The organism is Acinetobacter seohaensis (assembly GCF_056431365.1).
Genome location: NZ_JBWKMK010000029.1, coordinates 300,542 through 320,853, shown reverse-complemented (window position 1 = coordinate 320,853; position 20,312 = coordinate 300,542). Strand labels below are relative to the sequence as shown.

The following is a 20,312-nucleotide window of genomic DNA, read 5'->3' as shown; positions in this document are numbered from 1 at the left end:
AGTTAAAATTAAACAAGTCAGAACTTAAAAGCAGTATGCGCTGATTCATACTGCTGTTTCCACGTTTATTATTGTGTTGATTATTTTAATTATTTTGTGAGAATAAGACGATTGTTACGGGTTAAGCGTAAACGATATTCTTCGCCTGCATGCAAAATACGAATTTCGCGTCCTAGCGCGAACAAGTTATTTGAATGTAACATAGGTAGGGCATGCTGAGTGTCTGAATGACGTGAAAATAAGTTAAATGGGGCGTTCATTTTGAGTTACTCCGTGGTGTGTAAGAATTGTTTTAAATGATAATCATTATCATGTAAACCTGTCAACGGATTATTTTTAATTTTATAAAAGTCTACAATTTGCAGTAAAACGTACATTGCAAAAAAGGAATCGGGTTCATGTCCAAGCCAAATATTCATGTGGCAATTGCGCTGTTATTTCATCAAAACAAAGTGTTGGTGGGTTGGCGCGAAGCCAAACAACATCAGGGCAATAAACACGAATTTCCAGGTGGGAAAGTGGAAGCAGGCGAAACTCCTGTAGATGCTTGCCGCCGTGAAGTGTTTGAAGAAGTTGGTGTTGGCATACAGCATTGGCATGCTTTTGATATTATTTGCCATGAATATGATGATGTGATTGTCAATCTGCATATTTTTCAGGCTGCTGTACCCGCAGCTTTATTAAAAGATATTCAAGTGCCTTGGACATGGTTTAGCCGTCCGCAACTTTTAGAGCTGAATTTTCCACAAGCCAATCGTGCAATTGTGCAACGACTAGTGTGGCAACAGGCAATTAAAGTCAGTGAAGATTTAAAACATTTAGCAAATTTGCCTAAGCAAAAACTGCTGTATTGGCGGGTTGAACCCAATGCTGCATGCAAGGTCGAATTGTCAGAATATTGCATTGAGCAACTGGGGCAAGTGATTGTCAATTTGGAATTGTGGAAGCAATTAAATACGATTCAGCAACACGCCATTGCAGCAATTCATTTAAAACAATCGCAACTGATGCAATTACAAAAGGGCGATTTAAAAGTCGGGCAGCGTTATATTGCAGCATGTCATGACATTGTTTCGGCACAACATGCACAGCAAATTGGCTGTGAAGCAATTTTGCTCAGCCCTGTTTTAGCAACTACTACGCATCATGATGCCACACCTTTAGGATGGGAAAAATTCCAACAGATTGCTGAGTTTGTCGATATTCCTGTTTTTGCTTTGGGTGGCTTAACTCAGGATGATTTTGCTACGGCAGAGCAGCATCATGCCTATGGCATTGCAGGCGTACGTTTTATTTGAATTTCTGGTTTGACAAATAAAAAATCGCTGATGTAATCACACTCAGCGATTTTTAGTTTATTAAATCATCGTCCTTACAAATCCTTCAAAGCTTGTTGGGCTTGCGCAAGGCTTTTGGCATTATTTTGTTGCTGTGCTGCTTTTTGAATGACTAACCACAATTGACGTTTCATGGCATCGCTTTGTGCATAGCTTAAACCACGACGTGCCAAGGCTTCTGCATTGGCAGGTTGCTTTTTTTGGTTGGCAATTAAAGCCAAATATAAATAGGTTTCAGCCGCTTGCGGGGCAAGTCGCTGCGCTTGCAAAGCTGCTGTTTCGGCCTGATTGAATTGACCTTGTTTATAAGCGGTCTGGGTTTGCTGCATCAACTTTTGAAAAGCAGGCAAACTACGACCATCCTCTAATTTTTGTTGCACGGTTTGTTGTGGCACCACCACTTGCAACGATTGACGCTTAATTTCTTCACGTTCATAAGGACGAATCACCACACCTTCTGGTGTCGTCACAGTTTTAGGTTTTTCAGGCACAGGCTGAGGAGCAGGCGGTTCAGGTAAACTCTGGCAAGCTACAATCGTTGCCATCGCACCCATAGCGAATGTGGTGAAAAAAACTTGTCTTAAACGTGATAATTTCATAAGCGTAACCAATCGATATCCTCAAGTTTAATTGATATAACTGCCGCTTGAGATGACACGACCATCGGTATTGTCATCTGATACAGGTTCAGTTTCACGGATATAATTTTCGATACTGTCACTGGTTTCAGGAGCTGCTTGTTGAGTTTCAGTATCGGGTTGGTAAACGGGTTCAACTTGATAGTGTGAAAAACCACATGCGGTTGCCTGACGTGGTACATTATTACGATTCACTGGAATATACATCGCACCTTCACAGCCTTGTGCAGATAAATGCCCAGAACTGCGGTCAATCCAATGCCATTGAATTTGTTCAGTCTGACGTAAGTTGACAGGTTTTTGACGCAATTGCTGCATCACATTACTCCAGACAGGCAAAGCACCAGACGAGCCTGTTAAGCCTGTGACTTTGTTATCATCCAAACCAAGCCATACAACGGCTAAATAATTGCCTGAATAGCCCGCAAACCATGAATCACGAGTATCATTGGTTGTACCTGATTTACCTGCCAATTTTAAATCTGTCGATAAGCTATTGTAAGCTGAACGACCTGTACCAGAACTCATCACTTGCTGTAAGCCATAATTCAAAATATAGGCGGCAGAAGGATCAATAGTTTGTTGTACGGTTAAACCATAACGATCCAGTAAACGTCCATTGGCATCGACTACGGTGCGAATCGCTTTGGTCGGATATTTAAAACCACCTGTGGCAAAGTTACCGTAAATGTCCATCACTTGCATTGGTGATAAATCTACCGCACCCAAGAAAATAGATGGATATTGCGGAACAGCATCACTTGGTACACCAAATTTAATGAGGTGATTACGGAAGGTAGATAATCCAAACTCCTGTCCCAAACGAACTGCAGATAGGTTATAAGACTGAGATAGGGCTTGTGACATAGACACAATCCCATGATCGCTGCCGCTATAATTACGTGGTGTCCAAGATTTACCATCAATTGGGATGCTGATTTGGCTGTCTTCTACAGGACTTGCCCAATTATAACGACCAGACTCAATTGCACTTAAATAAATAATCGGTTTGAGCAGTGAGCCAACTTGACGTTTGGCGTCCAAGGCACGGTTAAAACCCGTAAAATCTTGCGTAGAACCTACCGCTGCCACTAACTCGCCATTTTCAGGATGAGAAATCAGCACCGCGCCTTGTAAATCTTTTAAACGCTTTGGATTGGCTTTGCTTAAACGCTCAACCGATGCTTTAAAAGCATTTTGTACGTTGGTTTGTGCAATCGGATCAAGCGTCGTGAAGATACGCAAACCCTGATTGGTCAAATCACCTTCTTGATATTCGGTACGCAATTGACGGCGAACAATATCTAAAAAGTCAGGGAAACGGGCAGGGCCAACAGTCGGTTTTGTAATGACATTTAAGGGACGCGCAGTTTCTTTTTCATATTGTTCTTGGTTTAAATAACCCATCACCAACATATTGTTTAGTACAATGTCACGACGTTTTTTGGCAGCTTCAGGGTTGCGCCAAGGATTATATAATGATGGACCTTGTACCAAACCGACCAAAAAGGCTTGTTGTGAAATGTTTAGCTCACGCAACGGCATACCAAAATAAAACTGTGAAGCTAGACCATAACCATTAATAGAATAGTTACCGTTTTGACCTAAATTCACCTCATTTAAATAGGCTTCTAAGATTTCATCTTTGCTGTAATGTAGTTCAATCAGCATGGCCATGAGTGCTTCATTGGCCTTACGTTTTAAGGTGCGTTCTGGGCTTAAATAAAAGTTTTTCACCAATTGCTGCGTAAGGGTAGAACCACCCTGACGTTTGCCACCAGTGACGTTACTGACAATAGCACGTGCAGTACCACGAATTGAAACGCCGTGATGTTGATAGAAATTACGATCTTCAGTGGCAATAAGGGCTTCAATCAGCGGTTTAGGTACTTTATTCAGTTTAATCAGCACACGATCTTCATTGTGCTGTGGATAAATTCCGCCAATCAACATCGGTTCTAAACGTGCAATACCTGTATTAGATGGTTTGGTGGCGCTCACTTCACTAATTTGATTGTTGGCAAAACTGACTTTTAAAACCTGTTCAGGTTCGACACTGTCTCCAAAGTCAAAACCACGGGTATGCACAAATAAAGTATTACCATCGCTGACATAACTGCCTGATTTAGCATAATTATCTGTATTTTTATAGCCAAGTAGTTTCAGTTCTTGAGTAAAGTCGGTCTGGCTGACAGGTGCATTGCTATACACTTCTAACGGGCGTGCAAAAACCTTGGCTGGAATATCCCAACGCTGTCCTTCAAATTTGTCTCTGACAATATTATCCAGACGAATCAAGTAGATACTAAATGCAATAAATCCACCAATAACGATGATGCAAAATAGTAATGCAATTATGCCTATGCCACGCTCAGACTTCATAAATCGCGATAAGATCCTGATAAATTTTGCTAATCATGCGAAGCTTTTACTGAATTTGCAATAATTAATCTGTGACTGAAGGGAAAAATTATGCTCAATTTAATTAAATAGTATTAGCTTGTTGTAAACCTTCGCAGTGATTAAGGTTGGTGCTTAAGTCCAAGATACGATTCATGTGTAGGTCAAAAAATTTATAAGTAAAACTAAAACCTGCATTTAAATAGGGTTGCAAATATTCATCATTACAATTGGTTTCAGTAATCAAGCGAATATATTCTGCGGTAAAATCAGATTTTGTTAGCGGGGTAATAATGGTATAGGCAACATCTTTATCTATGAGAATTACATCTATAAAGGTTGATTTATCTTCATTTTGCAAAGGGAAGGACAGTTTTGTATCTTCTATATCTACTTTAAGTTGTTCCAAAAGATTTTTGTCTGACTGATTTGGTAGGGTGTTTTGAGAAAGACTACCCTTGTTTTCAATAGGCTGAACAAAACTTACGGGTTTATTAGTGTTAAATTCTTGCGCTTTTTCTTGATAGAAATTTAAGTAATCATGTTTAGCCAAAAACATAAGTCCAGCAAAAAATATTCCTGCTCCGTAAATGGCTAAATATTTATTAAGATTCATAAAAATGACCGATATATTCTTTAGAATTTAAGAGTAAAAAAAGATGTGGTTAGAAGTGTGTAGCATACAGATTTTTTATTGTTTTAGCTTGTTAGAAATTTTAAATATATTTGATTTTTCTCGTTTTATAGTTATCTTATTTTGCGAAAAATTTGTGTATGAAAAAGTTTGATAATATAACGATAAATGATGAGAAATAGTGTACTAAAAAATTAGAATTTTGAATCACTAAAGTTTTTTTAAATCAACTAGGTTAGTGCTATGATAGGCGTCGAATCGTAGCGGAGCGATATCGCAGGTGCAAATTTCACATAAGAACTTTCGGAACATTGGACTGATTGGTCGTCCAGACAAATATTCTGTTGTAGAAACATTATGTCTGATTCACGACCATATTTTAGGATTGGGTTTGCATCCCGTTTTTGATTCTGACACTGCTCAACTTGTACCTTATAACAATACCCAAACAGTTAGCCGTGCTTTATTAGGCGAAGTGGTCGATTTGGTGATTGTGGTGGGTGGTGATGGTTCATTGCTGCATGCAGCACGCGCTTTGGTTAAATACAATACCCCTGTAATTGGTGTGAACCGCGGGCGTTTAGGCTTTTTAACCGATATTAAACCGACAGAAGTAATCTTTAAACTTGATCAGGTTTTGCAAGGGCATTTTCAGTCAGACCGCCGTTTTTTACTGGAAATGGAAGTGCGCTCTAAAGGCGAAATCATTTATGAAGCCATTGCCTTAAATGATGTGGTGCTACATTCGGGTAAGTCGGTTCACATGATTGACTTTGAACTGAATATTGATGGGCAATATGTCTATCGTCAGCACAGTGATGGTTTAATCGTTTCGACCCCAACAGGTTCAACGGCTTATGCTTTGTCGGGTGGTGGCCCAATTGTGCATCCGAGCATGGATGCAATTGCATTGGTGCCTATGCATCCTCATACCTTATCTTCACGCCCAATTGTGGTGGGTGGGCACAGCGAAATTAAAATCAATATTCGTGAAAACCGTGTGTTGCCGATGGTCAGTGCCGATGGTCAACATAGTGTTTCATTAAATGTTGGAGATAGTTTGCATATCCGCAAACATCCTTATAAATTAAATTTATTACATCCACCAGGTTATGACTTCTATATGGCTTGTCGAACCAAGTTAGGGTGGAATCAAGATTTTGAATCAATGCAACAGCAGGATGAATGATGAATATTGAACAAATGCTTGCCGTACTCGATCCTGAAATTGTTGGACGTTTAAAAACGGCAATTGAAATTGGCAAGTGGCCTAATGGTGTTGCGCTGACCCAAGAGCAACGTCAAATTTGTATGCAAGCAGTGTATGCGTGGGAAATGAAAAACCTGCCTGAAACTGAGCGTAGTGGCTATATTGACCGTGGCACTAAAGAAGAAGGCGAGCAGTGTGATGACGATCATCACAAGCATGAAGAATTTAAACCGATTCGTTTTGTTTAAATGATGCAAAACTGCTTTCAGAAATAATGAAAGATAAAAAAGACACCTGAGATAGGTGTCTTTTTTGTATCTTCAATAAGTTTTTAGTTGTGACGATTTTGCCAAAGCTGTTGGGCATTTTGCATCGCTGCTGCATAATCATCACATACGCCCATGGTATATAAAGCAATGCCCATAGTTTCGATAATGGCAACTTCACCATATTCATGCGTTTGCTGACCTAACCAGACGGCTTTAAACACGGCTAAATCCAGTTCTTCTTCGACAGGGCTACGGTTATCGGTCAGTTTAGGTAGTTCATGTTCATATAAAGCGCCATTTTTGATGCCACAAATTAAAGTTTTGGCATCGGGATTGCGCTCAAATTCTCCACCTTCACCTTTAATCACCGCACTGTTTTGATAACCTAACTGAAATGCGGCTTGTTGATGCGAACTGCGATAGGCAGGGTGAAAAATCGCCTGCATAGTCGCTTTGGCATTAAAAGGATTGATTAAACGAGCAAGGGTATGAATGGGTGAGCGTAAACCCATCACATTGCGTAAATTAATCAGCTCACTCAAAATTGGTGAAATAACATCCAATGGTAAATAAGCAAAATTACACTGTGCTAATTGCTGCTCAACCTCTAGGTCATTTTGGCAAATTGGATAATCTAAATATTGCAGCGCTTGTTCGGTATATAAACGGTTGATGGTATGCCCTGAAGCACCATGCATCACCACTTTATAACCATGTTTTGCCAAAGTCAGCGCTGCCAATAAAAACCACGGGTAATGTCTGCGTTTACCTGCATAAGATGACCAGTCTAAATCTACCTGAAGCGGTTTAAATTGCAGTTGATCACGTGTGGCTTGCACAAAACCTGCTAATTCCTCTACAGATTCTTCCTTCACACGTAGCAGCATTAAAAAAGCACCCAATTGCACATCCAACACTTCATTGCGCAAAATCATAGAAAAAGCTTGATAGGCTTCATCATAGGTCAGTGAACGTGCACCTGTTTTGCCTTTGCCAATAATACGGATAAATTGTGCAAATGGATGTTCTGCATCTTTATAAATATTTCTTTTATTGGGGTTTGTATTTGGCATAAGCGAGTTCACATCACATCAATTTTAATTTAACTAGTGTATAAACTTCGGCAACAGTTTGCAGCACTATTCACAGCTTCAGTTGATAAAAGCTGCCACAAGATGCGTTTGCACATCTGAAATGACGACTAAAGTTTGACTGTAAAGTAAGACAATCTGTAGGGATAACACATGACAGCCTGTATAAAAATGCATAGCATGGATACTGTTGAAAACAACAATTGAAAAATAAAGGATTGGATATGCTGGCTTATGATGCTGATTTAGAATTATTTAGAGATAACTTTCGACGTTTTATGCAGGAGCATATTGCACCGCATTATGCAGCGTGGGAACGTGAGGGCATCATGCCGCGCAGTGTGTGGAATCTGTTAGGTGAAAATGGCTTTTTGTGTATTGATGTGCCTGAAGAATATGGCGGCTATGGTGTTCCAACGCATTATTCCCTAATGTTGGTCGAAGAGTCGGCACGTGCAGGTTATAGCGCACTCTCTACAGGTATTTCCTGTCACTCTGAAATTGCTGCGCCGTACATTTTGCATATTGGTACAGAAGAACAAAAACAATACTGGCTACCTAAAATGGTGTCGGGTGAAGTAGTTGGTGCAATTGGCATGACCGAGCCAGGTGCGGGTTCAGACTTACAAGCCATGCGTACCAATGCCATTTTGCAAGAAGATCATTATGTACTGAATGGCTCTAAAACCTTTATTTCCAATGGTCAGCATGCAGACTTGGTGGTTTTGGCAGTAAAAACTGATCCGCAAGCACGTGCCAAAGGCGTGTCGCTCATGTTGGTCGATACTCACTTGGAAGGCTTTAAAAAAGGCACCAATTTGGAAAAAATTGGTTTGCATTCACAAGATACGTCAGAGCTATTCTTCGACAATGTCAAAGTGCCGAAAAACCAACTGTTGGGACAGGCAGGGCATGGTTTTGCCTATTTAATGCAAGAATTGCCACGTGAACGTACCGCGATTGCAGCCACAGCATTGGGTGCTATTCGTGGTTCAATTGATGTGACCACACAATATGTGCAAGAGCGTCAGGCGTTTGGACAAGCCATTGGTCAGTTCCAGAATACCCGTTTTGTATTGGCACAGGCTAAGATTGATGAATTGGCAACTGCTGCTTTTTATAATCAAAACGTCGAATTGTATATGCAGGGCAAACTGGACGTCGAAACTGCAGCCGCTTTAAAAAGCTTTGCGACAGATATGCAAATGAAAATTGCCGATCAATTGCTGCAACTGTTTGGTGGCTATGGCTATATGACGGAATATCCAATTTCTCGTTTCTTTGTCGATGCACGAATCCAGCGGATTTACGGTGGAACCAATGAAATTATGAAAGAAATTGTCGCGCGTGGTTTATTGGGGCGTTAAATCAATGCCTTAAAACCCGAATGAATAAAGCTCAATGATCATCACCAGAGTCAGCCTAGTGCTGGCTCTTTTTTATGAGTTAAACGAGAAAATCATGATTTTGATCAGACTTAAAAGCAATGAGCTGATTGATAATTACACTTAAAAATAAAATTACTCCGCTTAGAATTAAAGATGTAAAAGGGAAAAGCGTAGTTACCCAGTTTTAGCAGTACGTTGTGCAAAGTTGCGGCTTAAATGTATAGATTGGTGATGCTTTGATCAACTGTATGTTTTTAAATCTGAAACACTGAAAGTTGTATTGCGCAACATTTGAAAGCTAACTATTGTTATACTATTTGCAAAATGTTTATGAAGGGCGACATAACAATGATCCAAGACGATCAGAACACAACGACTTCTCTTGATCTCGCTAAAATCCGTGAAGATATTGACTCTGTAGATCAACAGATTCAGCAGCTGATTAACCGTCGAGCACGACTTGCTGAAGCGGTGGCGAAAGCAAAATTTGCAGCAGAAGAGAGCCCGTTGTTTTACCGTCCTGAACGTGAAGCGCAAGTTTTACGTAATGTTATGGAACGCAACGAAGGGCCGTTGTCTGATGTGACCATGGCACGTTTATTCCGTGAAATTATGTCGGCATGTTTGGCACTTGAAGCGCCACAAAGTATTGCGTTTTTAGGGCCAATTGGTACTTATACGCATTCCGCAGTACTTAAACATTTTGGTCAAGACGCGATTGTGCGTCCTTTGCCTACTATTGATGAAGTCTTCCGTGAAGTGGAAGCAGGTAGTGCGCACTATGGTTTAGTGCCTGTCGAAAATTCATCTGAAGGTGTGGTGAACCATACTTTAGACTGTTTTAAATCATCGCCATTAAATGTGATTGGTGAAGTGGAATTGCGTATTCATCACCAATTCCTTGTGTCAGAAAACACTCGTAAAGACAGCATTAAACAAATTTATGCGCATCAGCAAACTTTGGCACAATGCCGTAAATGGTTAGATGTACATTATCCGGGTGTAGAGCGTGTAGCACTCAGCTCCAATGCAGAAGCAGCACGCCGTATTCGTAATGAATGGCATTCTGCTGCAATTGCTTCTGAAATTGCGGCCAATATTTACGAACTTGAAATTTTACATAGCAATATCGAAGATAATCCAGAAAATACCACACGTTTCTTGGTGATTGGTCGTGAGAAAGTTCCACCTAGTGGCAATGACAAAACTTCATTGTTGGTGTCTGCACATGACCGCGCAGGGGCGTTGCTTGAGATTCTTGCGCCATTTGCGAAGCATAATATTAGCTTGACCAGTATTGAAACACGTCCTGCCTTGCCTGAAAAATGGGCCTATGTATTCTTCATTGACCTAGAAGGGCATGTCGAGCAAGACAATGTCCGTGCAGCGATTGAAGAAATCCGTCCATTGGTGAAAGAAGTTCGTGTCTTGGGTTCTTATCCTGCTGCCGTGTTGTAATCGTATTTAATTCAGTGGTGTGCATGTTTGTCATGCGCGCCACATTCACCACCTAGTCAACTGGAAGTGTAAAATGTCGTTTGTCCCAGCCAATGAAGGCATCTCGAAGTTAAAGCCTTATCAACCAGGTAAACCAATCAGTGAACTTGAGCGTGAGTTGGGGATTACAGATATCGTCAAACTTGCTTCAAATGAAAACCCATTGGGCTGTTCAGACAAAGTCAAAGAAGCCGTTGCAGCAGAAATTGCTGAAATTGGTCGCTATCCAGATGGTGGTGGTTTTATTTTAAAAGACCAAATTCAAAAACAATTTGGCTTTGCGCATGACCGTATTACTTTGGGCAATGGTTCAAACGATTTGCTAGAAATGTTTGCTCGCGCATTCGTTTCAGATCAAGATTCAGTGTTGTATAGCCAACACGCCTTTGCAGTATATGCTTTGGTGACACAAGCGATTAATGCTCAAGCGATTGAAGTGCCTGCCAAAGGTTTTTCACATGACTTGGATGCTATGGCGGCAGCAATTCAAGACAACACCAAGTTAATCTTTATTGCCAACCCAAATAACCCAACAGGCACATGGTTTGAAGAGGCTGAATTTGAAGCCTTTATGCAAAAAGTTCCTGCACGGGTGATTGTGGTATTAGATGAAGCCTATGTGGAATATTTTCCAGAGAACTTCAATAGCCTTAAATTCCTTGAGCAATATCCAAACTTAATCGTGAGCCGTACTTTATCTAAGTGCTATGGTTTGGCGGCGCTGCGCGTTGGTTTTGCTTTAGCTTCTGCAGAAGTGACCGATTATTTAAACCGTATTCGTCAACCATTTAACGTCAATCACTTGGCAATGGTGGCTGCGGTTGCGGCATTAAAAGACGAAGATTTTATCGAAAAATCACGTATTGCCAACAAAGCAGGCATGGCGCAATTGGAAGCAGGCTTTAAAGCATTGGGTCTGAATTATGTGCCTTCACGTGCTAACTTTATTTTGGTAGATGTAGAAGCCGATCCGGGTCAAACTTTTAATGCCTTATTGAAAGAAGGTGTAATTGTACGTCCTGTGGGTATTATGACCCATTTACGTGTTTCAATTGGCACAGAAGCAGAAAATGCCAAGTTCCTGCGTGCATTAGCCAAAGTATTGGGCAAGGAAGCGAAGGCATAAAACATGGCGCAACCATTGTTTGAAAAAGTTGCATTTATCGGACTCGGGCTAATAGGCTCGAGTTTGGCACGTGTAATGCTGGCAGAAAACTTAAGTCGGCATATTGTGGCATCGACCCGTTCTGAAAAAACGCTGCAAGATGCTTTGGAATTAGGATTAATTGAACAAGGCTTTAACAATCCTGTAGATGCGGTACAAGGCGCAGATTTAGTGGTGTTGGCGCTACCTGTGCAAGCCACAGAAAAAGTCTTGCGATTAATTCAGCCACATTTGGCAGATAATGTAATTCTGACCGATGTAGGCAGCACCAAAGGCAGTGTCGTGGCTGCAGCCAAAGCGGTTTTTGGAGAACATTTACCTGCAGGTTTTGTTCCCGGGCATCCAATTGCTGGGGCAGAGCATACAGGCGTGCATGCAGGCAAGGTTGATTTATTTGCCAATCACAAAGTCATTTTGACACCATTGCCAAGCAGTGCGCCGTGGGCAGTCAATAAACTGATTCAAATGTGGGAAAGCGCCAAAGCCGAAGTAATTTGCATGGATGTGGAAAAACATGATGAGGTATTGGCGTATACCAGTCATCTTCCACATTTAATGGCCTTTAATTTGGTCGAACAATTGGCAAATCGGGAAGATAATTTAGACATTTTCCGCTATGCTGCAGGTGGCTTTCGTGACTTCTCACGTATTGCTGCCAGCGATCCACAAATGTGGCATGACATTTTTTTTGCCAATAAAACTGCACTGTTAAAAGCAGTGGATGGCTTTGAAAGTCAACTCGCGATTATTCGCCAACTGATTGAACAAGAAGACTCGCATGCTTTAATGGGCTTGCTTGGACATGCACAAGCGGCACGACAGCATTTTAATCATATGCTCACCAAGAAACCTTTTATGGAGAACAATAACGTGACACAACAATTTACGATTTTGCCGGGTGCTAAGACTTTCCAAGGTAAATTTACCGTACCGGGTGACAAATCTGTGTCACATCGTTCCATTATGTTTGGTGCAATTGCCGAAGGCACTACGCATGTGACAGGTTTCCTTGAAGGTGAAGATGCATTGGCGACTTTGCAAGCATTCCGTGATATGGGTGTGAGCATTGAAGGCCCTAAAAATGGTGAAGTCACCATTCATGGCGTAGGCATGCAAGGTTTAAAAGCACCTGCAGGCGCAATTTATATGGGCAACTCAGGCACATCTATGCGTTTGTTGGCAGGCATGTTGTCTGCACAGCAGTTTGATTCTGTCATGACTGGTGATGCGTCATTGACCAAGCGTCCAATGGAGCGTATTGCAAAACCATTGCGTGAAATGGGTGCGCAAATCCAAACGACAGGTGAACGTGGCACACCGCCAGTATCTATTACAGGTGCGCAAGCGCTAAAAGGTATTCACTATGATTTACCAATGGCATCTGCACAGGTGAAATCAGGTATTTTATTGGCAGGGCTTTGGGCAGAAGGTGAAACTTCAGTGACTGAGCCTGAACCAACGCGTGACCATACCGAACGTATGTTACGTGCATTTGGTTATGAAGTGAAAACTGAAGGTAACCGTATTTCATTGCAAGGCGGCGGTAAATTGGTGGGTACAGATATTCAAGTACCTTCTGATATTTCATCTGCGGCGTTCTTTATGGTGGGTGCAGCCATTACAGAAAATTCAGATGTAACCTTAGAAGCGGTGGGCATTAACCCAACTCGTACAGGGGTGATTGAAATTCTGAAACAAATGGGCGCAGACCTGAGCGTGGAAAATGAACGTATTGCAGGCGGTGAACCAATTGCAGATATACGTATTCGTGGTTCACGTACTTTAAAAGGGATTCATGTTCCTGAAGATCAAGTGCCATTGGCGATTGATGAATTTCCTGCATTGTTCATTGCTGCAGCTTGTGCTGAAGGTCAAACTGTACTGACAGGTGCTGCAGAATTGCGCGTAAAAGAATCAGACCGTATTCAAGTGATGGCAGATGGTTTAAAAACCATGGGCATTGACTGCACACCAACTGACGATGGCATCATCATTCAGGGTAAAGGCAAAGCAGGCGACTGGTCAGCGATATTTACAGGCGGCGAGATTGAATCACATCATGACCATCGTATCGCCATGAGTTTCTCTATGGCAGGCTTGCGTACTTCTGGTGAAATTAAAATCGTAGGTACAGAAACAGTAGCAACAAGTTTCCCTACCTTTACTGAGCTTGCAGGTGTGGCAGGTCTGAATATTCAAGTGACAGAATAAGCCAAAACGATAGGGGCTGCGATGAAGAGTCGCAAAGCCTAGACTTTATGCTGAAACAGCCAAGCTTTTGCTTGGCTGTTTGCGTTTTATTGCTTATGCTAAACCCATACAAGAAAAAAGCCTTTGGGTTCGAGCATGCGCAAATTAAAATTTATGGCGAATTGTGAAAATAAACAAGAGTTACAAGATTGCACTCTGGCACAGAATTATGTGGCGAATTTACTTTCACAAAACTTATCTCATTATGGCTTTCAAACGTTGCCGCAGAGTGGTGCACAAGTCGCTGTAAGTGTAGATCAACATGCGCTGCCTTTGGCAGTAAACTGTCAAAGCCGTGGTGAAGATGGGCATCTTGTTTGTGAAATTACTTCATACCCAAATGAGGAACAAGACTGGCTAGAACGAATTACCGAGCAAAGTTTATTAAATCAATTGGCGCAAGCGGTAGAAAATACTCTGAAAGAAGACCAATCTTTTAGTGAGTTTGAATGGAAAGGTTAAACCAAGCTGCAAAGACGTTGGATGTTTAAAATTTATACTTGATTTTTAAATTAAAAATAGGGTCTGTTGACATTTCATAAAGGCAGCCACAGATAAATACAAGCTAAGGCAACTGCGCTTCGAAAGTTTCGCTTTAGTTTATCAAACCGTGTAGCAATTCCTCGGAATTGCTACAAACGGCAAAAAGCATTCTCAACTAAGTGTCTGATTTTATATAAATACCAGTCCATATGATCATTACTTGATTTCGTGTTTGATTTCTTCGGTATATTCGCTTTAGCACTTTAATTTTTAATCTGCTCTCTTAATATTTCAGAATCATAGCCTTTATCCATACAGACTATTTCAGTGTCAGTTAAATCTAATTGTTCGACTAAAATAGGGGCAACTTTGACATCATGGGTGGTTTCATCTGAAATAATAAATTCGATCGGGTTACCGTGAGAGTCAACAGCTAAGTGAATTTTAGAACTATTACCCCCAACACTTTTTGAAATATCCTGATTAGGGATTCCTGCTGAATGTTGGTGTGCTCTAACATGAGTAGCATCAATAAATATCCATTCACGATCAGCGTTCTCTGAGAATATTTTAAATATTTTCATTATCTTATCTTTATTAGACCAGCGATTGTACTTTTTAAAAATTGAGTTTGGATTACCAAAAACCTCGGGTAAATCTCTCCAAGGGCATCCTGTTCTAATACGATATAGGATTGCCTCAAAAAAATTTCTCAAATTTGATTTGAGATAAATATTAAAATTGCGAGAATAGCTTTTAACTTAGACCAGTGTTGATCATTCAACATTGTACGAGGTATAGCGAGTAGTGAATTTGGTTTGGCGATTGAATTTTACTATCTCGCTATTTTTTATACAGCAAATGTCAACAGATCCTATTCATTTTTTAATTGAAATGTCATCTAAATGACACATCGCAACCGTATATTAAGCAGCAAGAACAATACAACAAAATAATTTTTATTTAACCCGCTTAATTTGGGAGAGTTAAGTGGGTTTTTTATTGCCTAGAGAAATGTTGCAAGTACTATAAAAAAAATAAGCTCAACTGATCAGAGTGAATCAATGTTTTTTTAAAGCAGACACTGAAATAAAAGCACCTCAGCCTCCACGTTGGATTGATCTAAGAGATCATCTTCTAGCAATACAACGCAACGTGTTTTTCCGATAGGGTTAAACAAAAACACGCATTGGAGTTTGTTGAAAGCTGCTGCTATAGTGAGCGCAGTATTTTTTATTTAGGTGGTTTATGCTCGCTTTAATTTCTCCAGCCAAGACTTTAGATTATGAAACTGCATTACCAAGCGATGAATATACTCAACCTAGATTACTTGAACATTCACAAGAGTTAATTGATGTAGCGCGTAAACTTTCTGCTACTGAACTTGCCAGTTTAATGAGTGTGAGTGAAAAAATTGCCACTTTAAATGTCGAGCGTTTTCGTGACTGGCAAGCAGAATTTGATCTTGCCAATGCGCGTCAGGCCATGTTTGCTTTTAAAGGTGATGTGTACACAGGCTTAGATGCTTATAGTTTGTCTGCTGCAGATATTGAGTTTGCTCAACAACACCTGCGTATGCTTTCTGGCTTATATGGCTTATTGCGTCCTTTAGATTTAATGATGCCGTATCGTTTGGAAATGGGCACTAAGTTGCATAATGCGCGCGGTGAAAATTTGTATCGTTTCTGGGGCGATATCATCACCAATTTAATTAACCAAGATTTAAAACATAACCAGTCGGCATTATTAGTTAATCTAGCTTCCGATGAATATTATAAGTCGGTGCAGGAAGCAAAAATTCAGGCTGAAATTATTAAACCTGTATTTTTAGATCAGAAAAATGGTAAATATAAAGTCATCAGTTTTTATGCCAAAAAAGCCCGTGGTTTGATGGCACGTTTTATCATCGAGAATAAATTAGAACGCGCAGAAGACTTAAAAGCATTCAATAGTGAAGGTTATTATTTCGATGCAGACAGTTCTTTAAAAGGCGAATTGGTCTTTAAACGTGACGAGCAAGCCGCCTAACTGTCGGTTTAATCGTTGAATCTCCCATCATGCTAACCTATGGCAGATGGGGGCGAGACTGACCAATCTCCTGTTTGTACTCTTAAAGCTGTTTAAAGGCTTCTATGGCACGTAATCGGCTAAGTTTTAAATCTACAATTGGATGCGGATAATCCAGTTTTAGATTTGGATTTTTCGCATATGGTTCATGAATATTTTTGGCATCTAAATGAGCCAGTTTAGGTAGCCATGTGCGAATATAATCACCATTGGGGTCAAACTTTTGTGATTGGCTCACAGGGTTGAAAATCCTAAAATAGGGCACTGCATCTGTACCAGTCGAGGCACACCATTGCCAGCCACCGTTATTGGCAGCCAAATCACCATCAATTAAATGTTGCATAAACCACTGTTCGCCCAAGCGCCAGTCAATTAACAGGTTTTTGCACAGAAACATTGCGCAAATCATTCTGACTCGATTATGCATCCAGCCCGTTTGCAAAAGTTGTTGCATGCCTGCATCCACAATGGGGATGCCAGTTTTTCCTTGTTGCCATGCTGCTAAACCTGCAGGATCATTTCGCCACGCCACCTGTGCGGTCTGATCTTTAAAAGGGCGGTGCTTTGAAACTTTGGGATAATCAAACAAAATATGTTGATAAAACTCACGCCACAGTAATTCATCTAACCAAGTTTGTTGCCCTGTATTTTCAAGATGAAAATGTCCTTGTGAATGCGCAAAAACCGCAGCCAGACATTGCCGAATGGAGAGAATGCCACAGTTTAAATACGCAGATAATTGGCTGGTACCAGACAACGCTGGAAAATCACGCTGTTGCTGATAATCTTGCATTTGTTCACGCGTAAAATCATCCAACAATTGCTGTGCATGTTGTTCCGTGACTGCCCATAAATTTTGTTGTGCCGTTGGAAGTGGGTCGAAACCTAAGTGTTCTAAACTTGGTACAGTAGAGAGATATTGTTCAGGAAGTTGAATCGACGTTTGAGCTTGTGGCAGAGGAAAGCAACGCGGAATACTGACACTCAACTGTTGATAGGCATACTTTTTAAATGCACTGAATACCTGATAAGGTTTCATGCTCTGATTGCGCACCGTACCCACAGGAAAAAGCGTACGGTCATGGTACAAAATCAAGTCCTGACCGTGTTGGTTTAAGGTTTGTTGAACTTCAAGATCACGTTTTAGTTCATTCACTCCTAATTCAATATTGGCATAAATATTTTGAATCGGATGAGAGTCCTTCAATGTTTGGCATAGTTGGAGCAGTGTTTGTGCAATGTCAGCCCAAGATGGTGTAATTTGAACAATCAGTGGGATATTGAGTTGTGCGAGTTCGTCTTTTAGTGCATTTAATTGACGCAAGTAAAAGTCAATTTTAATGGGCGCATCGTGATGTAAACGATATTGCTGAGGCGAAAGAATCACCACGCCAATACAAGCTCCTGCTTGGCTAGCATGCCAAAGTGCGGTGTGATCTGAAATTCTTAAATCTTGTCGGAACCAAACTAAATTATAGTTTTGCATGGGAAGAATGCTTGATGTGAGCGCTAGAAAGGTGACTTCATTATAAGCATGACTGGGTAAAATTGTCTTAAATGCGAAGGGTTTAATTGTCCAATAAAACGACAATGTGCTGTGTTGATTTTTCCTGTAATGATCTTTCCGCAATAGTCTGCCTGAAAGGATCTTTCAGTCATGTGCTTATCCTGAATTTTAGAATGACAAACAAAAAAGGCAAAGTAAAAATACTTTGCCTTTTGCTTCGATCAATACTGATCTTAGTGGTGATGACCACCCGCACCGTGTACGTGACCGTGATCTAATTCTTCTTGAGAAGCTTCACGGATTTCAACGATTTCTACTTCAAACGTTAAATCTTGACCAGCAAGTGGGAAGTTTGCATCAACAATTACGTTGTCACCTTCAACTGCTTTTACAGTTACGATTTGAACGCCATCATCAGTTTGCGCTTGGAACTGCATGCCCGCTTGGATGTTGTCTACACCTTGGAACATTTGTGCAGGAACTTCTTGTACTAAGTCTGGGTTGTATTCGCCATAACCTTCAGCTGCAGGTACGTTTACAGTAAATTTTTCACCTACTGTTTTACCTTCTAACGCTTTTTCTAAACCAGGGATGATGTTACCTGCACCATGCAAATAGGCAAGTGGTTCACCTTGAGATTTGTCGAGAGTTTCACCCTCTGCGTTAGTCAATGTGTAGTGGAAAGAAACCACGAGGTCATTTGCAATAGCAGTCATGTTATTGATCCATTCAATTTTTTAAGGGTACATCATAAAGTGAAACGTGGAATTTGTTATAGACATTTCTGCAAATTCTTCACTTTTCCGAGTTTTTTATGACATTTTTTAGTTAATCGGGGCAATTTTTATAATTTCAATGCAAATTTATGCGTCATACCTATAAATTTGCAGATTTTATTGCAGGCTCAATTTAAGCCCTTTGTATGATGTGTCGATGACAATAAAAAAGATGGGACATTGCCCATCTTGGTGACTTTTAATTCTTGAGGATCATCGGCTTCTAACCGAGTGAAGTTTGTTCATCTTCTACAGGTTGATGGCTAAAGAAATTAAACAAACTGCCAAACCACATCATGATTCTTTCAAAAATATTGGCTTCAACAATGTTGACCTGTTCTTCAATCGCAAAGCTGTTAATCAATTGATTATTTTGATAAACGTGTACGGTTGCCAGTTTCATGACCTGTGCCAATGGCGCAGTCAGCAATTTTTCAGACAATTCAATATTGACATGCGTTTGTGTACGCTGTGCAGGTTCAAGTGTTTCTAATCCGCCTTGTTCATTCACAAGTTGTAGACGTTGAGTGCTTTGATCAAACTGCGCCAAGTTAATTGCATATGGCTGTTCATACAGTGATGTCGTCACAAACTTTGGCTGACTGCTTTCAATCTTGAACATGCGTAAGGTCGATTTCACCACAGGCAATTCTGCAATCATTTGTTTGGGTTTAATCGCGACTTCGTTACGGGTATAGCTATAGGCTAAATTTAATAATTGATGTGCCACTTCAGCGCGTTTTTGCGCACTCTTGGTTCCCATCACCACCACCACTAAACGACGCTCAGGTGCAGCACTATCCAGTGTTGGGCGGTTTGCAGTTAAGACAAGGTTGTAGCCTGCAGCTTTGGTGTAGCCTGTTTTTAACCCATCTACACTTGGGTCTTGTTTTAATAATATATTGGTCGCACGGTGAAAGTGCTGATTGTAGGTAAAACTAGTTTGTTTTGAATAAGCCAAATAATCGGGTGTTTCAATCACTATCGCTTGTGCTAAACGTGCCATATCTGCCGCAGAAGAGTAATGATTAGGCATAGTCACACCAGATGGATTCTGAAAGTGTGTGTCTTGCATGCCCAAAGCTTGCGCTTCCTGATTCATTCGGGCGATAAACTGCGGCACACCACCTGCAACACGTTCACCTAAAGTCAGTGCAGCATCGTTAGCAGACATAATAATTAAGCCTGCCAATAGCTGATCTATCGAAATCTGTTCACCTGCTTTTAGATACATTTGTGATTCATCCCACATCACTTGCTGTACCACAGGTGTTGCGGTCAAAATTTCATGTCGGTCTAATTTACCTGCCTGAATATCTTTGAGCACAATATAAGCCACCATCATTTTAGTGAGTGAAGCAGGTGCACGTTGTACGTGACTATTGTGCTCTGCAATCACTTGTCCAGATTGTGGGTCTAAAATTGCCCATGCTTCGGCTTCTACACTTTCAGCTTGAATATTCAATAATGCGGCATGCGTGATTGCGCTGCATAGCCAACAGAGCAGCGCGATCAGATAGATAACACGTTTCAAAGAAGTTCCTTATTTACACCAATCCATTGGTGTCACAATGGTTTTAAGCAGCAAAAACAATGTCAA

The 20,312-nt window shown here is 40.7% G+C and carries 17 protein-coding genes and 1 pseudogene; 9 read left to right on the top strand and 9 right to left on the bottom strand.

Annotation, left to right across the window (positions count from 1 at the left end):
• Positions 1-89 precede the first annotated feature (89 nt).
• The gene (gene hemP, locus AC07E5_RS05955) at positions 90-260 is read right to left on the bottom strand and encodes a hemin uptake protein HemP (protein ID WP_004972965.1); all 171 of its coding nucleotides are present in this window, start codon (positions 258-260) and stop codon (positions 90-92) included.
• Between the two features lie 138 nt (positions 261-398).
• Between hemP and AC07E5_RS05950 the strand changes: the two genes are divergently transcribed.
• Entirely contained in the window at positions 399-1,298 is a 900-nt protein-coding gene (locus tag AC07E5_RS05950) for a thiamine phosphate synthase (RefSeq protein WP_498624946.1), read from the top strand.
• A gap of 74 nt (positions 1,299-1,372) precedes the next feature.
• Here AC07E5_RS05950 and AC07E5_RS05945 read toward each other — a convergent pair whose 3' ends face one another.
• From AC07E5_RS05945 to AC07E5_RS05935, 3 genes are all read right to left on the bottom strand, one after another.
• Positions 1,373-1,891, bottom strand: a complete 519-nt coding sequence (locus AC07E5_RS05945; protein ID WP_096901888.1) for a hypothetical protein — start codon at positions 1,889-1,891, stop codon at positions 1,373-1,375.
• 72 nt (positions 1,892-1,963) lie between these two features.
• Entirely contained in the window at positions 1,964-4,357 is a 2,394-nt protein-coding gene (gene mrcB / locus AC07E5_RS05940) for a penicillin-binding protein 1B (protein WP_498624944.1), read from the bottom strand.
• A gap of 103 nt (positions 4,358-4,460) precedes the next feature.
• Positions 4,461-4,991, bottom strand: coding sequence for a hypothetical protein (locus AC07E5_RS05935; protein WP_498624943.1), 531 nt, complete (start codon positions 4,989-4,991; stop codon positions 4,461-4,463).
• 289 nt (positions 4,992-5,280) lie between these two features.
• Between AC07E5_RS05935 and AC07E5_RS05930 the strand changes: the two genes are divergently transcribed.
• A complete protein-coding gene (locus AC07E5_RS05930; RefSeq protein WP_207973958.1) occupies positions 5,281-6,198 on the top strand; it encodes an NAD(+) kinase in 918 nt (305 codons plus the stop codon).
• Positions 6,198-6,467, top strand: a complete 270-nt coding sequence (locus AC07E5_RS05925) for a YeaC family protein (protein ID WP_004972971.1) — start codon at positions 6,198-6,200, stop codon at positions 6,465-6,467. Before AC07E5_RS05930 ends, AC07E5_RS05925 begins: the two co-directional genes overlap by 1 nt.
• Before the next feature lie 83 nt (positions 6,468-6,550).
• Here AC07E5_RS05925 and AC07E5_RS05920 read toward each other — a convergent pair whose 3' ends face one another.
• Positions 6,551-7,561: a glycosyl transferase family protein gene (locus tag AC07E5_RS05920; RefSeq protein ID WP_498624941.1), complete on the bottom strand. Its 1,011-nt coding sequence runs from the start codon at positions 7,559-7,561 to the stop codon at positions 6,551-6,553.
• A 242-nt stretch (positions 7,562-7,803) separates the two neighbouring features.
• On the opposite strand from AC07E5_RS05920, the gene AC07E5_RS05915 reads away from it, so the two are divergent.
• The 5 genes from AC07E5_RS05915 (at position 7,804) to AC07E5_RS05895 (ending at position 14,341) form a co-directional block, all read left to right on the top strand.
• Positions 7,804-8,946, top strand: coding sequence for an acyl-CoA dehydrogenase family protein (locus tag AC07E5_RS05915; RefSeq protein WP_131261776.1), 1,143 nt, complete (start codon positions 7,804-7,806; stop codon positions 8,944-8,946).
• A gap of 369 nt (positions 8,947-9,315) precedes the next feature.
• Entirely contained in the window at positions 9,316-10,425 is a 1,110-nt protein-coding gene (gene pheA, locus AC07E5_RS05910; protein ID WP_498624940.1) for a prephenate dehydratase, read from the top strand.
• Between the two features lie 73 nt (positions 10,426-10,498).
• Positions 10,499-11,590: a histidinol-phosphate transaminase gene (gene hisC / locus AC07E5_RS05905; RefSeq protein WP_498624938.1), complete on the top strand. Its 1,092-nt coding sequence runs from the start codon at positions 10,499-10,501 to the stop codon at positions 11,588-11,590.
• 3 nt (positions 11,591-11,593) lie between these two features.
• The gene (locus AC07E5_RS05900) at positions 11,594-13,840 is read left to right on the top strand and encodes a bifunctional prephenate dehydrogenase/3-phosphoshikimate 1-carboxyvinyltransferase (RefSeq protein WP_416652070.1); all 2,247 of its coding nucleotides are present in this window, start codon (positions 11,594-11,596) and stop codon (positions 13,838-13,840) included.
• Positions 13,841-13,975: 135 nt separating this feature from the next.
• Positions 13,976-14,341, top strand: a complete 366-nt coding sequence (locus tag AC07E5_RS05895) for a hypothetical protein (RefSeq protein ID WP_004972981.1) — start codon at positions 13,976-13,978, stop codon at positions 14,339-14,341.
• A gap of 74 nt (positions 14,342-14,415) precedes the next feature.
• Here AC07E5_RS05895 and AC07E5_RS05890 read toward each other — a convergent pair.
• Positions 14,416-15,161, bottom strand: a pseudogene (locus tag AC07E5_RS05890) (IS5 family transposase).
• Between the two features lie 449 nt (positions 15,162-15,610).
• Between AC07E5_RS05890 and yaaA the strand changes: the two are divergent.
• On the top strand, positions 15,611-16,390 hold the full coding sequence (gene yaaA / locus AC07E5_RS05885) for a peroxide stress protein YaaA (protein ID WP_004972986.1): 780 nt from the start codon (positions 15,611-15,613) through the stop codon (positions 16,388-16,390).
• Between the two features lie 82 nt (positions 16,391-16,472).
• Here yaaA and AC07E5_RS05880 read toward each other — a convergent pair whose 3' ends face one another.
• The 3 genes from AC07E5_RS05880 to AC07E5_RS05870 all read right to left on the bottom strand — a co-directional run bounded on the left by AC07E5_RS05880 (position 16,473) and on the right by AC07E5_RS05870 (position 20,246).
• Complete coding sequence (locus AC07E5_RS05880; protein WP_178865832.1) at positions 16,473-17,915, bottom strand: cryptochrome/photolyase family protein; 1,443 nt, start codon at positions 17,913-17,915, stop codon at positions 16,473-16,475.
• A gap of 254 nt (positions 17,916-18,169) precedes the next feature.
• A complete protein-coding gene (slyD, locus tag AC07E5_RS05875) occupies positions 18,170-18,652 on the bottom strand; it encodes a peptidylprolyl isomerase (protein ID WP_004972992.1) in 483 nt (160 codons plus the stop codon).
• A 283-nt stretch (positions 18,653-18,935) separates the two neighbouring features.
• Complete coding sequence (locus AC07E5_RS05870) at positions 18,936-20,246, bottom strand: D-alanyl-D-alanine carboxypeptidase family protein (protein ID WP_498624936.1); 1,311 nt, start codon at positions 20,244-20,246, stop codon at positions 18,936-18,938.
• Positions 20,247-20,312 lie beyond the last annotated feature (66 nt).